Source organism: Micromonospora sp. NPDC047644, from assembly GCF_040704315.1.
GTDB lineage: Bacteria > Actinomycetota > Actinomycetes > Mycobacteriales > Micromonosporaceae > Micromonospora.
Map to the genome: position 1 here is coordinate 16,889 of NZ_JBEYSY010000010.1, position 14,346 is coordinate 31,234.

The 14,346-nt window shown below is 71.6% G+C and carries 15 protein-coding genes; 6 read left to right on the forward strand and 9 right to left on the reverse strand.

Annotated elements, in window-relative coordinates; genetic code table 11:
- Positions 1 to 112 precede the first annotated feature (112 nt).
- Entirely contained in the window at positions 113 to 1,945 is a 1,833-nt protein-coding gene (locus AB0877_RS17565) for an NHL domain-containing thioredoxin family protein (RefSeq protein WP_366609885.1), read from the forward strand.
- Between the two features lie 34 nt (positions 1,946 to 1,979).
- Here AB0877_RS17565 and AB0877_RS17570 read toward each other — a convergent pair whose 3' ends face one another.
- From AB0877_RS17570 to AB0877_RS17580, 3 genes are read right to left on the reverse strand one after another with little or no spacing between them, the layout of a single operon-like run.
- Positions 1,980 to 2,729 carry a 5-oxoprolinase subunit PxpA gene (locus AB0877_RS17570; RefSeq protein WP_366609886.1) on the reverse strand — a complete coding sequence of 250 codons (750 nt, stop codon included), beginning with the start codon at positions 2,727 to 2,729 and terminating at the stop codon, positions 1,980 to 1,982.
- The gene (locus tag AB0877_RS17575) at positions 2,713 to 3,576 is read right to left on the reverse strand and encodes a biotin-dependent carboxyltransferase family protein (protein ID WP_366609887.1); all 864 of its coding nucleotides are present in this window, start codon (positions 3,574 to 3,576) and stop codon (positions 2,713 to 2,715) included. The genes AB0877_RS17570 and AB0877_RS17575 overlap by 17 nt, the downstream gene beginning before the upstream one ends.
- Positions 3,573 to 4,457, reverse strand: a complete 885-nt coding sequence (locus tag AB0877_RS17580) for a carboxyltransferase domain-containing protein (protein ID WP_366609888.1) — start codon at positions 4,455 to 4,457, stop codon at positions 3,573 to 3,575. The genes AB0877_RS17575 and AB0877_RS17580 overlap by 4 nt, the downstream gene beginning before the upstream one ends.
- Positions 4,458 to 4,564: 107 nt before the next feature.
- On the opposite strand from AB0877_RS17580, the gene AB0877_RS17585 reads away from it, so the two are divergent.
- The gene (locus AB0877_RS17585; RefSeq protein WP_366609890.1) at positions 4,565 to 5,242 is read left to right on the forward strand and encodes a hemolysin III family protein; all 678 of its coding nucleotides are present in this window, start codon (positions 4,565 to 4,567) and stop codon (positions 5,240 to 5,242) included.
- 460 nt (positions 5,243 to 5,702) lie between these two features.
- Here the strand turns inward: AB0877_RS17585 and AB0877_RS17590 are convergent, their stop codons facing one another.
- Positions 5,703 to 5,990 carry a DUF6458 family protein gene (locus AB0877_RS17590; RefSeq protein WP_350854835.1) on the reverse strand — a complete coding sequence of 96 codons (288 nt, stop codon included), beginning with the start codon at positions 5,988 to 5,990 and terminating at the stop codon, positions 5,703 to 5,705.
- A gap of 112 nt (positions 5,991 to 6,102) precedes the next feature.
- On the opposite strand from AB0877_RS17590, the gene AB0877_RS17595 reads away from it, so the two are divergent.
- Positions 6,103 to 6,642, forward strand: a complete 540-nt coding sequence (locus AB0877_RS17595) for a histidine phosphatase family protein (protein WP_366609892.1) — start codon at positions 6,103 to 6,105, stop codon at positions 6,640 to 6,642.
- A 103-nt stretch (positions 6,643 to 6,745) separates the two neighbouring features.
- Here AB0877_RS17595 and AB0877_RS17600 read toward each other — a convergent pair whose 3' ends face one another.
- The 4 genes from AB0877_RS17600 to AB0877_RS17615 form a co-directional block, all read right to left on the reverse strand.
- On the reverse strand, positions 6,746 to 7,015 hold the full coding sequence (locus AB0877_RS17600; RefSeq protein WP_030487564.1) for a DUF6458 family protein: 270 nt from the start codon (positions 7,013 to 7,015) through the stop codon (positions 6,746 to 6,748).
- Positions 7,016 to 7,235: 220 nt separating this feature from the next.
- Positions 7,236 to 9,092, reverse strand: a complete 1,857-nt coding sequence (locus tag AB0877_RS17605) for an acyl-CoA dehydrogenase (RefSeq protein ID WP_366610262.1) — start codon at positions 9,090 to 9,092, stop codon at positions 7,236 to 7,238.
- Between the two features lie 129 nt (positions 9,093 to 9,221).
- The gene (locus AB0877_RS17610) at positions 9,222 to 10,346 is read right to left on the reverse strand and encodes a PP2C family protein-serine/threonine phosphatase (protein WP_366610263.1); all 1,125 of its coding nucleotides are present in this window, start codon (positions 10,344 to 10,346) and stop codon (positions 9,222 to 9,224) included.
- Between the two features lie 104 nt (positions 10,347 to 10,450).
- The gene (locus AB0877_RS17615; RefSeq protein WP_357228011.1) at positions 10,451 to 11,089 is read right to left on the reverse strand and encodes a septal ring lytic transglycosylase RlpA family protein; all 639 of its coding nucleotides are present in this window, start codon (positions 11,087 to 11,089) and stop codon (positions 10,451 to 10,453) included.
- A 187-nt stretch (positions 11,090 to 11,276) separates the two neighbouring features.
- On the opposite strand from AB0877_RS17615, the gene AB0877_RS17620 reads away from it, so the two are divergent.
- From AB0877_RS17620 to AB0877_RS17630, 3 genes are all read left to right on the forward strand, one after another.
- A complete protein-coding gene (locus AB0877_RS17620; RefSeq protein ID WP_366609895.1) occupies positions 11,277 to 11,828 on the forward strand; it encodes a phosphoribosyltransferase family protein in 552 nt (183 codons plus the stop codon).
- A gap of 311 nt (positions 11,829 to 12,139) precedes the next feature.
- The gene (locus AB0877_RS17625; RefSeq protein ID WP_366609896.1) at positions 12,140 to 12,907 is read left to right on the forward strand and encodes a hypothetical protein; all 768 of its coding nucleotides are present in this window, start codon (positions 12,140 to 12,142) and stop codon (positions 12,905 to 12,907) included.
- Between the two features lie 57 nt (positions 12,908 to 12,964).
- A complete protein-coding gene (locus AB0877_RS17630; RefSeq protein ID WP_366609897.1) occupies positions 12,965 to 13,396 on the forward strand; it encodes an ASCH domain-containing protein in 432 nt (143 codons plus the stop codon).
- A 66-nt stretch (positions 13,397 to 13,462) separates the two neighbouring features.
- On the opposite strand, the gene AB0877_RS17635 is transcribed toward AB0877_RS17630, so the two are convergent.
- Entirely contained in the window at positions 13,463 to 14,344 is an 882-nt protein-coding gene (locus AB0877_RS17635; RefSeq protein WP_366609899.1) for an LLM class flavin-dependent oxidoreductase, read from the reverse strand.
- Between the last annotated feature and the right edge of the window lie 2 nt (positions 14,345 to 14,346).

Below are 14,346 nucleotides of genomic sequence, written 5' to 3' on the forward strand. Positions count from 1 at the left end.
ACCGACGGCGGGGTCACGGGCAACCGTGACCCCGCCGTCGTCGTACCCGCAGGTGGTCCGAATCTCGCCCCCTCCGGCCGGGCACGGGCCGGTGGTCAGGCACGATGGGTGCATGAGCGCACGAGTACGGGCCCCCGAACTGCGCGGTCGGGGCTGGCTGAACACCGGTGGACGCGACCTCAAGCTCGCCGACCTTCGCGGCAAGATCGTGATCGCGGATTTTTGGACGTTCTGCTGCATCAACTGCCTGCACGTGCTCGATGAGCTGCGCCCGCTGGAGGAGAAGTACGGCGACGTGCTCGTCGTCATCGGCGTGCACTCGCCGAAGTTCGAGCACGAGAAGGACGCCGACGCGCTCGCCGCTGCAGTGGAGCGCTACGGGGTGCACCATCCCGTCCTCGACGATCCCGAGATGGACATGTGGCAGCAGTACGCGGCCCGGGCCTGGCCGACCCTGTCGGTGATCGACCCCGAGGGTTACGTGGTGGCCACCATGGCCGGCGAGGGGCACGCCGAGGGGCTGGCCCGACTGATCGACGAGTTGGTCACCACCCACGAGGCCAAGGGCACCCTGCACCGGGGGGACGGCCCGTACGTCCCGCCGCCGGCACCGGAGACGGCGCTGCGCTTCCCGGGTAAGGCGGTGCTGCTGCCCAACGGCAACCTGCTGGTCTCGGACTCGGCCCGGCACTCCCTGGTCGAGGTCGACCCGGACGGCGAGACGCCGGTGCGTCGCGTCGGCTCGGGCGAGCGCGGCCGGGCGGACGGCCCGGCCGAGGCGGCGACGTTCTCCGAGCCGCAGGGCGTGTGCGTGCTGCCCACGCACGTCGCCGAGGTGGCCGGCTACGACCTGGTGGTGGCCGACACCGTCAACCACCTGCTGCGCGGCGTACGGCTGGAGTCCGGCGAGGTGGTCACCGTGGCCGGCAGTGGGCGGCAGTGGCGCGCCGAGGTCGACGACCACGCCCACGACGCGTTCGCCGTCGACCTGTCGTCGCCGTGGGATCTGGCCTGGTACGACGACAAGCTGATCATCGCGATGGCCGGCATCCACCAGCTCTGGTGGTTCGACCCGATCAAGCGGACCGCCGGCATGTACGCCGGCACCACAGTGGAGGCGTTGCGCGACGGCCCGCTGGCCGAGGCGTGGATGGCCCAGCCGTCGGGGCTCTCCACCTCCGCCGACGGCACCCGGCTCTGGGTGGCCGACAGCGAGACCAGTTCGATCCGGTACGTCGAGAACGGTGTGCTGGGCACCGCGGTCGGGCAGGGCCTGTTCGACTTCGGGCACGTGGACGGTCCGGCGGAGTCGGCGCTGCTCCAGCACCCGCTGGGCGTGTGCGCGCTGCCGGACGGCTCGGTGCTGATCGCGGACACGTACAACGGTGCGGTGCGCCGCTTCGACCCGGCCAGCAACCAGGTCTCCACCGTCGCGGACGGGTTGGCGGAGCCCAGCGACCTGGTGCTCACGCCGTCCGGTGAGGTGCTCGTGGTGGAGTCCGCCGCACACCGGTTGACCCGACTCGCTCCCGGTGCCCTGTCGGCGGCGGGTGCCAGCACGGTGGACGGGCCACGGCACCGCACCGAGCGCAAGCCGACCGACGTCGCCGCCGGCGAGGTCACCCTGGACATCGTCTTCACCCCGGCGCCGGGGCAGAAGCTGGACGAGACGTACGGCCCGTCGACCCGGCTGGTGGTCTCCGCGTCCCCGCCGGAGTTGCTGGTGGACGGGGCCGGCACGGGCACCGAGCTGTCCCGCCGGCTGGTGCTCAACGGCGAGGTCACCGCGGGGGTGCTCCAGGTGACCGCGCAGGCGGCGACCTGTGACGCGGACGTCGAGCACGCGGCGTGCCACCTGACCCGGCAGGACTGGGGCGTACCGGTCCGGGTGGTCGACGGCGCCGTGACCCGGCTGCCGCTGGTGCTACGCGGCCTGGACGCCTGAGGCGATTCGGAGGGGCCCGTCCGGGCCCCTCCGGTCAGGCGAACGGGGCCAGCGTGATGTCGGCGTCGATCAGGGTGGCGCGGACGAGTTCAGCGGCGGAGACCGCTCCCGGGGTGTCGCCGTGCACGCAGATCGAGTCGACCGAGCAGGGGATGACCGTGCCGTCGACCGCCACCACGCTGCGTTCGGTGGCCATCCGCGCCGCCCGTTCGGCGATCTGCTCGGGGTCGGTGATCACCGCGCCGGGGGTGCCGCGCGGCACCAACGCCCCGTTGGGCAGGTACGCGCGGTCGGCGAACGCCTCGGCAACCACCGGCAGGCCGGCACCCACGGCGAGCTGGGCGAGCGTCGAGCCGGGCAGGCAGAGGACGGGCAGCTCCGGGTCGTACCCGCTGACGGCGGCGACCACCGCCGCCGCCTGGGACTCGTCGGTGCTGGCCGCGTGGTAGAGCGCGCCGTGCGGCTTCAGGTAGCGGACCCGGGTGCGGAACAGCCGGCAGAACGCGTCCAGTGCCCCCAACTGGTAGGTCACCTCGTCGCGTAGCTCGGTGAAGTCGTACGCGATGTGCCGCCGGCCGAAGCCGGCCAGGTCCCGATAGCCGACCTGCGCCCCCACCGCGACCCCGCGTCGCGCGGCGCCCTCGCAGACCCGCCGCATGGTGGACGGGTCGCCGCCGTGGAAGCCGCAGGCGACGTTGGCGGAGGTGACGAGACTCAGCAGCGCCTCGTCGTCACCGAGTCGCCAGATGCCGAATCCCTCGCCCAGGTCAGCGTTGAGGTCCATGGAATCTGACGGTAGTACCTGGCCGGGCCTGCGCGAGCGGGGTCACGTCGGTGACCACTCCGATGACGGGGTATCCACCGGTGGTCGGATGGTCGGCGAGGAAGATCAGGGGTTGTCCGTCCGCCGGCACCTGCACCGCGCCGAGCACGATGCCCTCGCTGGGGAGTTCGCCGGCCACCGCGCGGGGCAGCGCCGCGCCGGCGAGCCGCGCACCGACCCGGTTGCTCACCGGGCTGACGGTGTACGCGCTGCCGAAGAGCCGGTCGAACGCGGTCGGCGTGAACCACTCCTCGCGAGGACCGGGAGCCAACGTCAGGTGCAGTTCCTCAGGCGGCGGCTGGCACACGGTCGAATCCACCGGTGCCGGGTCGCCGACCGGATCACCGAGCGGCAGCAGGTCACCGTCGGTCAGCCGGGGCGGGCCGAGCCCGGAGAGGGTGTCGGTGGCCCGGCTACCGAGCACCGGTGACACGTCGATGCCGCCCGCCACCGCCAACCAACTCCGTACGCCCCGCCGGGCGGGACCGATCCGCAGCACCGTCCCGGCCGGCACACTGAGCGGGCGTCCTGTGTCACCGGGCCGGGTGCCCGCCTGGACGGGAACCTCGGTGCCGGTGACCGCCACGGTGGCGGCCCGGGTCAACCGCAGGGTGCAGCCGGTCAGGGTGATCTCCAGGCCAGCCGCGTGCTCCGGATTGCCGACCAGCCGGTTGGCCAACCGCAGAGCACCCGGGTCGAGGGCGCCGGACCGGGGTACGCCCAGGTGCGCCCAGCCGGGCCGGCCCAGATCCTGCACCGTGGTGAGCGCACCGGCGCGGATCACCTCGATGGCGGCCGAGCGGGTCACGCCGCCACCATCCGTACCGTGGTGCCCGGACCGAGTCGGGCCGGCGGGTCGGCGGTCACGTCGAACAGCACCAGGTCGGTCCGACCGACCAGCAACCAGCCGCCCGGGGAAGCGCTCGGGTAGATACCGGCGTACGGGCCCGCCAACGCGACCGAGCCGGCCGGCACCCGGGGACGGGGGGTGGCCAGCCGGGGCAGCGCCATCTCGGCGGGCAGCCCGGTCAGGTAGGGAAATCCGGGGGCGAATCCGCAGAAGGCGACCCGGAACCGGGTGCTGGTCAACCGGTGCCGCACTGCCGGGACGTCCACGCCCCAGTGTTCCGCCACCGCCGCCAGGTCCGGCCCGTCGAAGGTGACCGGCACGAACACGTCCGCCGCGTCGTCGGCCCCGTCTTCGGTTGTGGTGTCGCGGAGTTCCGCTGCGTGTTGAGCGTCGTTGTCCGCTTCGGCGCCGGGTTCGATGTCGGCGTGCGCATCGTCGCCGTGGGCGTGGGCGGCGTGGGCGGCGTGGGCGTGGGCGGCGTGGGCGTGGGCGGCGTGGGCGGCGTGGGCGTGGGCGGCGTGGGCGTGGGCGGCGACTTTGGGATTGGCCCTGGGATCGGCTCGGTGTGGGCGGGTGATCGCGGCGGTGACGGCGGGTGCCCAACGGGTCAGCTGCTCGGTCGTGGTGGTCGGGTCGGGCAGGCCGTCGAGGAGCACGCTCCGGGCGGCCGGCACGATCTCCACGGCGATGAGGTCGCCCCGCTCCCGACGCCGCCACAGCTCGGCCCGCCACGCTTCGACAAGGGTGGCCTCCGGGATGTCGGCCACGGCTTCGGGGGTGTCGGCGGGGAGGGTGCAGTCGAGTAGCAGGGCGTGCGCCCCGACGGGTCGGATCCGCATCCGCTCATCCTCGCCGATGTCGTGCCGATCCGGTGTTCACGTTGACGGTGCCGGGTGTCACCAACGCCACTACTTACAAGTAACCTACGGTGCCGTAACCTGACTGGGTGACCACCTCCGCCCCGCTTCGCCTGAAGCCGGTCGACATCGGTAAGCCCCGGATGCGCGGCTGGCTGCACACGTACGCCTTCTTCGTCGCCCTGGTCTGCGGCATCGTGCTCTGCTCGATCGCCGCCACCCGGACGGGGTGGGCACCCCTGGTGAGCTGCCTCATCTACAGCCTGACGGTCTGCGGGCTCTTCGGCACGAGCGCGCTGTACCACCGTCGAGTGTGGTCGGAGCGCGGCTACCAGGTGATGCGCCGGATGGACCACTCGATGATCTTCGTGTTCATCGCCGGCACGTACACGCCGCTCTGCGCGATGCTGCTCGCGCCCCGACCAGCCACCGTGATGCTGGCCCTGGTCTGGGGTGGCGCGCTGGCCGGCGTTGCGGTCAAGGTGGTCTGGCCGCACGCGCCACGCTGGGTGTCCGCGCCGCTCTACCTGGCGCTGGGCTGGGTGGCGGTGGCCATGCTCCCGGAGATCCTGCACGGGGGCGGCGTCGCGGCACTGGTGCTGCTGATCGTCGGCGGGGCGATCTACAGCGTCGGCGCGGTCTTCTACGCGTTGCGCCGACCCAATCCATGGCCGACCGTCTTCGGCCACCACGAGTTCTTCCACGCCTGCACCCTGCTGGCGGCGCTGTGTCACCACATCGCGATCTACTTCGCGCTGTTCGCCTGACCGAACCGCCAAGACTCAGGGCACGGCCCGCCCGACCCGAGAACCGGCCGACCCGAACACCGGCCGACCCGAACACCGGCCCGGGGGCCTCCGGGCCCCGCGACGCCGCTCGGCGGCACCATAGGGCGGCGACAGCCCCATGATCGTGCTCGATCCAGGATGTAGTGGCCTCGCTCGCATCCGAAAGCACTACTTCCTGGATCGAGCGCGATCTTTCGCCCGATCACCGCCTCCGGGATCAGGCCCGCGCCTCAAGATCCGCACATCTTCGGGGAAACTGCTGCCTCGACACGCCTTCAGACAGCAACTTCCCCGAAGGTGTGCGGATCTTGGCAGGGATGAGGGGGCGCTGGCGGTCACCGGGCGCACACACAAGAGCCGGAGCACACACGAGCCAAGGCGCGTATACGCGAGCCGGGGCCCCGCGACGCTGCGGGACCCCGGAGTGTGTGGGCGAGGATCAGACGGGTCGGCCCGGCCGACGCACCTCGCGGTACTCCTGCACGACCTGGTTGTCCTGGACCGGCACGACCCGGTCGGCCACCACGCGCTCCTCGCGGACCGGCGCGGCCACTACCGGGCGGCGGCGGCTGTTCCAGAAGTAGAGGGTGGCGAGCAGGCCGGCGACGCCGGCCAGCATCAGCACCCAGCCGACCACGGCCAGGTCCAGCCAACCCAGGTCGGCCTCCACTGCGAACGCGAAGATCGCGCCTAACGCGATCAAGAAGATGCTGCCACCAATGCCCATGTCTCGCTCCTCGGCTCTAACCTGGCGTACGTCGCGCCGCGGCCGTCGGTAGGGGTGCGGCATCCATCGACTTACCCAGGCACGGAGATCGCCAATCGGGCAAGCTGGGGGCATGACGGACGCCGACCGCGACACACGGACACTCGTGTTGCTGCGACATGCGAAGGCCGAGCAGGGCAACGACGCGGCGGACGACGCGGAGCGGCCACTGAGCGCACGCGGGAACGCCGACGCGGCTGCGGCTGGGGCCTGGTTGGCGCGCCAGGGGCTGCTGCCCGACGTGGTGATCTGCTCGACGGCCCGACGCACCCGCCAGACCTGGCACGGGGTGGCGATGGGCATGACCGGTTCACCGCCGGAGGGTGGTCCGACCGGTCCTCGCCCGACCGTCCGTTATGAGCCGGGTGCGTACGACGCGCACCCCGAGGAGTTGTTGTCGCTGGTCCGCACTGTGGACCCGGCCGCCCGCACGGCGTTGCTCATTGCCCACAACCCGGGCATCTCGCTGCTCTCCGCGTTCCTCGATCCCGAGGGGGCGAACGACGAGGGCCTGCGCACCGCCGAGTTGGCGGTGCACCGCTGCCCGCTCGGCTGGGCGGAGTTGGGCAGGGCGGGAGCGCCGCTGACGGCTCGGCACACCGCACGCGACTGAGCCACCCGCCGATCTGACGGGTGGCTCAGTGGTACGCGCCCACAGGTCGCCGTGCGTCAGGCACGCCGGGCGCTTCGAAAGCAGGTCGGGCGTTGCGCCGGGATCAGGACGGCGGCGCGGTTGGTGGTGGCGGGTCCGGCGGTGGCGGCATCATCGCCGTCGGATGAGACAGCCGGTTTTCCTCCACGATGAGGGTTCGAGCCCGCTTGCGCCGGTCCTGCCAGAACCAGACAGTGGTCAGCAGTACGGCCAGACCGGCCAGGATGAACACCCAGCCGACCGCGCGTACGTCGATCCACCAGACGTTGGCTCTCAGCGCGAAGGTCAGGATCGCGCCGATCGCGATGAGAAAAATGCCGCTTCCTACACCCATGTGCGCTGCACTCCCCCGTGCGGTGGCTCTGGGCGTTCCCTTTCGAGGTCACGCGACGGTTACCCGCCACGGCGGCGGCATACCCGACCGGGCGCGGTCAATACGTGCCCACCGTCAGGACGGAACGGCGACGGCCGACGGGGCGACATGCCCCGCCGGCCGTCGGTGCCGGGTGGTGCGACCCGGCACAGGACCCAGGTCCTGCTTCATGAGACAGGCCTCAGAAGGCCTCCTCCGGGAGGTCCATGATGTCGAGGTCAGTGCCCTCGATGATCCGCCGGTCGGCGCCGATGCGGGGCAGCACCTCACGGGCGAAGAAGCGGGCAGCGGCCACCTTGCCGGTGTAGAACGCCTTGTCGCTGGCGGAGACCTCGCCGGCGAGCGCCTTCAGCGCCACGTCGGCCTGCCGCTGGAGCAGCCAGCCGACCACCAGGTCGCCGATGGCGAGCAGGAAACGCCGGCTGCTCAGCCCGACCTTGTAGAGCGCGCGCGTGTCGCCGCCCTGCGCCTCGCCCAGCCAGCCGGTCAGCACACCGAGGATGTTCTGGATCTCGCCGAGGGCCTTGCCGAGCGCCTGCCGCTCCTCCTTGAGCTGGCCGTTGCCCGCCTCGGAGGAGATGAACTCCTGGATCTCGCCGGAGACCGCGAGCAGCGCCTTGCCGTTGTCCCGAACGATCTTGCGGAAGATCAGGTCGAGGCTCTGGATGGCGGTGGTGCCCTCGTACAGGGTGTCGATCTTGGCGTCGCGGACGTACTGCTCCAGCGGGTAGTCCTGGAGGAACCCGGAGCCGCCGAAGGTCTGCAGGGACTCGTGCCCGAGCATCTCGTACGCCCGCTCCGAACCGACGCCCTTGACCAGCGGCAGCAGCAGGTCGTTGACCCGCTTGGCCAGCTTGGTGGCTTTCTCGTCGCCGGCAGCCTCGGCCAGCGCGACCTTGTCCTGCCAGGTGGCGGTGTAGAGGACCAGAGCACGAAGACCTTCGGCGTACGACTTCTGCAGCAGCAGCGAGCGGCGCACGTCCGGGTGGTGGGTGATGGTGACCCGGGGGGCGGTCTTGTCCGCCTGCTGGATCAGGTCGGCACCCTGCACCCGGTTCTTCGCGTACTCGAGGGCGTTGAGGTAACCGGTGGAGAGGGTGGCGATGGCCTTGGTGCCGACCATCATCCGGGCGTACTCGATGATCATGAACATCTGCCGGATGCCGTCGTGCTTGTCGCCCAGCAGCCAACCCTTCGCCGGTACGCCGTGCTCGCCGAAGGTCACCTCGCAGGTGTTGGAGACCTTCAGGCCCATCTTGTGCTCGACGTTCGTGGCGTAGACGCCGTTGCGCTCGCCCAGCTCGCCGGTGGTCTCGTCGAAGTGGAACTTCGGCACCACGAAGAGCGACAGGCCCTTGGTGCCGGGACCACCGACCCCCTCCACGCCGACCGGACGCGCCAGCACGTAGTGCACGATGTTGTCGCTCAGGTCGTGCTCACCCGAGGTGATGAAGCGCTTCACACCCTCGATGTGCCACGTGCCGTCGGGCTGCTCGATCGCCCGGGTGCGCCCCGCGCCCACGTCCGAGCCGGCATCCGGCTCGGTGAGCACCATCGTGGAGCCCCACTGCTTGTCGATGAAGAGCTTGGCCCACTTCTTCTGCCGCTCGTTGCCCTCGACGTGCAGCACGTGCGCGAAGGACGGGCCGGAGGCGTACATCCAGACCGGCGCGTTCGAGCCGAGCACCAGCTCGGCTAGCGCCCACCAGAGGGCCCGCGGCGCGTTGGTGCCGCCCAGCGCGGGCGGCAGGTCCAGGCGCCAGAACTCGGATTCCATGAATGCCTGGTAGGACTTCTTGAACGACTCCGGCAGCGGCGCGATGTGCGCCGCCGGGTCGAAGACCGGCGGATTGCGGTCACTGTCCGTGTAGCTGGCGGCCAGATCCTCGCGGGCGAGGCGGTCCACCTCAGCGAGGAAGCTGCGGGCGGTGTCGGTGTCGAGATCCGAGTACGGCTCCTGGCCGAACGCCCGGTCCGCCCCGAAGACCTCGAACAGGTTGAACTCGAGATCCCGGAGGTTGCTCTTGTAGTGGGTCATGCTCACTGGCCCCGCTTCCGGACAGGTGTTACCGATCAGTAACCCCGACTGTATTACTCGCGGGTAGGCAGCGACAAGCGGATCACCCAAGTGACGGCGATTACACACCTGTGGCCGCAGCCGGCCGGCTCAGCTCTCGGCGGCGCCGACCTCCCAGCTCGGGACGGCGACGGTCGCGCCGGCACGGGCACCCACGTACTCCATCAGAACCAGCGCGATGTCGTCGTCGAGCCGACCGTGCACCCACTCGACCAGGGCCGTCTCCAGCGAGGCCAGCCCGTCGGCGACAGTGCCATGGCCGAGCAGTCGCCAGGCGCGGTCGGCGGTGGGGAAGAACTCGCCGTCCCGCCGCGCCTCGCCGAGACCGTCGGTGAACAGCAGCAGCCGGTCCCCGGGCTCCAGGCGTTCGACCCGGGGACGGACCACCGGCATGAACCCGAGCGGAGGCGCCGGGGCCGGCGGTTCCAGCGGGATCACCGCACCTCGGCGTAGCAGCAGCGGTGGCGGATGCCCGCAGTTGACGATCGTGAGGGTGCCACCACGCTCCTCGACCAGCGCCGCCGTGACGAAGTCCTCGTCGCCGACGTTGCGGGCCACCGCGCGGTCCAGGTCGGCGACGACGGCCCGCAGGTCGGCCCGCTCGTACGCCACGTGCCGGTAGGAGCCGAGGACGATGCTGGCCAGCCGGACCGCGTCCAGACCCTTGCCCCGCACGTCGCCGATGATCATGCGGACGCCGTAGGGCGTGTCGATCGCCTCGTACAGGTCGCCGCCGATCTCGGCCGTCGCGGTGGAGGAGATGTAGCGTCCCGCGACCGAGAGCGTGCCGACCTGCGGCCCGAGCGGGCGCAACACCGCCTGCTGGGCCACCGCCGCGAGCCTGGTCAGCTCGACGATCCGCTCGGCCTGCCGTTGGCGAACCCAGGCCACCGCCACGGCCATTCCGGTGACGAGAGCGACCGCGACAACGTTGACCGAAGTGGCCAACGAAACCTTCGGCGCGACCAGCGCGAAGCCGGCGCCGATCAGTGTCGCCGCGACGCCCACTCCCAGGACGACCAGCCAGGACGCCAGGGCGGCGGCGAGAACCGGCGCGGCCGCCAGGAGCGCGACGTAGTGCACCTTACGGCCGTCCGCCGCCTCCACCGCCGAGACGATCGCGAGCAGAATGAGGGCCGCGCCGAGGCCGGCGCGGGATCCGGGGCTCAGCGGGCGATGGCCCGACTGGAGGAGTCGCGTGGGTACGAGGGACAGTTTGCCTGATCCACGTGAAACGGTGAATGAACCTGACCCGTCGTCTGAGGAGGTTCTGTCCGGCCGGCCCAGTCGGCCGGCCGAATCGGCGTCGCCGCTCCCGCTCAGCCGAGGACCTCGTAGCGGACGGTGAGCGCGCCCACGTCGACCGAGGCGATGCTGGCGAAGGCGGCCCGGGAGAGGTCCAGGCAGCGGCCGTCGATGAACGGGCCACGGTCGTTGATCCGTACCGTCACCGACTTGCCGTTGGCCGGGTTGGTCACCCGGACCTTGGTGTTGAACGGCAGCGTCTTGTGCGCGGCGGTCAGCGCGTCGGGGTTGAACGACTCGCCGTTGGCGGTGAGCTGCCCGTCGGAGTAGAACGAGGCACCACACGAACCGCTCTCCAGCACCTTCGCCGCGGCCGTGGTCTTCTTGACGGTCGGCTTCGGCTTCGGCTTCGGCGACGTGGTGCGTTCCCTGCCCCGGGAGGCGGCCTGCTGCGACCGGGTCGCGGACGGGCTGGCGGTCACGCTGGGCGAGGCGCTGACGCTCGGGGTGGCGGCCGGGGAGCTGGGGGTGAGGCTGCTCGCGGCGGTGGTCGGGGTGAGGTCGAGAGCCACCTGCCCGGACTGGTCGGGGCCGGAGACCAGCTGCACGGCACCTACCGTGCCGCCCACGGCGAGGGCGACGCCGACCGCCGCGGTGGCCACAATGCCCGCCGGGGAGGAGAAGATGCGGGTACGGGAGTGCTTGCCTGCCACCGGCCCGGTCCTTTCGTCGTCTGAACAAACCGGATCGGACCGTAACGAGAGAAGCACTTCCGAAGTCAACGTGATCATGGTGGTATGCCCGTATTTGCACAGGTACGTGTAGCCGATCATCCGACCCGGGGTGGGCCGGCTGGCCCGGGTGCCGCCACGCTCGCCGCCCGTGCCGCAGGATGAGCGGATGCCCGCCGATCTGACCGAACGCCTGGCCGCCCTTTTCCAGTGGATCGACCCCGGCCCGGGCACCAGTCACCTGGTCAGCGACATCTCCGGTTGGTGGCGGGACCCAGCGGTGCTGGCCGAGCTGGGACCGGCCCTGGTGGCGCCGTACCGGGCCGCTCGGCCAACGGTGGTGCTCGCGCCGGCCGTCACCGGGCTGCTGCTCGGGCCGTTGGCCGCCACCGCCCTCGGGGTCGGCTTCGTGGCCGCCCACAAGCCCGGTGACGGACGACTGCCGGCCGGGCCGGTCACCTGGGCACAGAGCCCACCGGACTACCGGGGCCGACGGGTGGACCTCGCCGTGCGGGACCGGCACCTCGGCCCCGACGACCGGGTGCTGGTGGTGGACGACTGGGTGCGTACCGGCGCGCAGCTTCGCGCCCTCTACGACATCTGCGCGGCCCGGGGCGCCGAGGTGCTGGGCACCGCCGTGGTGGCCGTGGACTGCCCGCCCGAGGTCGCGGCCGAGCTGCGGATCACCGGCCTGATCGACGCCGCGGATCTGCCGGGTTGACCTCAAGCAAGGTTGAAGAACGACGATCGGTCGATGAGCGAGGGAACACTGGACGAGGCGTACGAACGACTGCACCGCACCGGCCCGGAGTTCGAGGGCTGGCTGTCCAACCACGGACCGATGGCCGTCGAGGCGCTGGTCCGGCACGGGCACCAGCAACAGGTGCACCGCTGGCTCGACGCTTACCTCGGCCGACTCGATGAGCTGCCCCGGGGGCTGCACCCGATCGACGACTGGCGGGACGCGCTCGGCGACCCGAAGCGGGCCGGCGACTGGCTGGCGTACTTCGACCGGCAACTGCGCGAACACCCGTGGCGCGACGTGCTCGGCACCTGGTGGCCCCGGCTGCTGCCGGGCATCGCGGCCGGCGCCACGCACGGGGTGATCCGGGTCGGGCAGCCGTACGCGCGCTCGAAACGGACGAGGAGAGCCCACGGCGGCTCACCGAGCTGGGCCAGGCCCTCGGCTACTGGGCGGCCCGCTGGCAGTCGATCCCCGGCACCGACCAGCTCTTCGCCGAGAACCCGGGTCGGCCGGACACCGACCGGGTCGACGTGGAAGCCGCGCTGGCCGCAGTGCCCCGGATCGAGGACCAGACCGGAGGAGTCCGGGACCGGCTGGGACGGCTGCCGGCCGTACCCCGGTGGAAACCGGCGCTCGCGGCGCTGCGCCCCGCGCGGAGCCCGGCCGAAGCGCAGCGAGGGCTCACCGACCTGGTGCACCGGGCCGGCCTGGACTACCTGCGTTTCGGGCACACCGAGCCGGTCATGCTGGTGCACGCGGTCACCGCGCCGACCGCCGTGCTGCGTACCCTGCCGGCGCTTGACCCGGCTCTGTGGGCGCCGAGCTTCGCCGCGGCCTGGGCCGCGACCGCGGCCATGACCTCCGTGTACGCCCCGGCCGTCGGCATCGCGCCACCGACCGTCACCCCCGCGACGCCGGCGGAGGTCTTCGCCCGCGCGGCCCGCCACGGCGACGAGCACGTGGTCAAGCTCGCCGACGCGATCCTCGACGCGTACGCGACCAGTGCCGACGAACGGGTCCTCACCGCACCCGGCTACGCCGGCCAACTGATCTGAGCGGACCCACGGGTATTGCGGCGGAGACCGGGGTCGCCCTGGCCTAGCCTCGGCAGGATGTGGCCTCGGATCGGTGAACTACGCGCCCTCGCCCTCGGCACCCCCGGCGAGTTGCGGGAAACCCTCAACACCCTGGTGCTGGCCGGCGTGAAGACCGCGACGGCCGGCCGGCTCGCCGAGTACGCGGAGGAAGGCGAGGAGTTGGAGCACGTCGGCGAACGCCTGGCCCTGGTCGACGACGACAACGCCCTGGCCGGCGTCGTGGAGATCACCGGAGTCGAGGTGGTCCGCTTCGCCGACGTGCCCTGGGACTTCGCCCACGCCGAGGGCGAGGGTGACCGCTCGATCGAGGAGTGGCGGGCCGGGCACTCGACCTACTGGGCGCGGCTCGGCACGCCGGTCGACGCCGACACCCCGATCGTCTGCCTGCGCTTCCGCCTGGTCTCCGGCGGCGAGGGCGGTGTGGTTAGCGGCGACCTCGGCACCTGACCGGGCGGCTCCCAGCCAGATCGGTGCGTCGGCTACCCAGCGGGCTGACGTACCGACCCGGCGGGCTCAGTCGCGTAGTTGTGGCAGCAGCCGCGTCGCCACGTCCACCAGGACGGCCTCGTCACCGGCGTACCAACTGCTGTCGCGTGGCCAGTGCGTCACCACGTCGGTGAAGCCCAGCTCGGCGGCGCGGCCGACCTGATCGGCGAAGAACTGTGCGCTGCTGAGCGAGAAGACCGGCGCGGCGTCCAGTGAGAGGTAGCGGTCCAGGCTGGCCGGGTCACGGCCGGCCTCGTCCAGGGTCCGGTCCATCCGCGCGGACAGCGCCGACACACTGGCCCACCAACCTGCCAGGTCGTTGTCGTCACCGGTGCCGGTGGTCACCCAACCCTGCCCGAAGCGGGCCACCAACCGCATCGACCGTGGCCCGTTGGCGGCCACCACGAACGGCACCCGCGGCTGCTGCACGCAGCCGGGGTTGTTGCGAGCATCCACAGCGGCGAACCAGTCCCCCCGCCAGGTGGTGCCGTCCTCGGTCAGGATCAGGTCCAACAACTCGGTGAACTCGGCGAACCGGTCGACCCGCTGACGAGGCGGCAGCGTCTCACCACCCAGCACCGCCGAGTCGAAGCCGATGCCACCCGCTCCCAGACCGAGCAGCAGGCGGCCGGCGGAGACGTCGTCCACAGTGGTGACCTGCCGGGCGAACGCGGCCGGGTGCCGGAAGTTCGGCGACGCCACGAGAGTGCCCAGTCGAATCCGCGAGGTCACCGTGGCAGCGGCGGTCAGCGTGGCCATCGAGTCGAACCACGGGCCGTCGACCAGGTCCCGCCAACCCAGGTGGTCGTACGTCCAGGCGTGGTCGAAGCCCCACTCGTCGACCTGCCGCCAGCGACGCTGCGACTCCGCCCACCGCTGGTCCGGAAGGATCACGATGCCAATCCGCATGA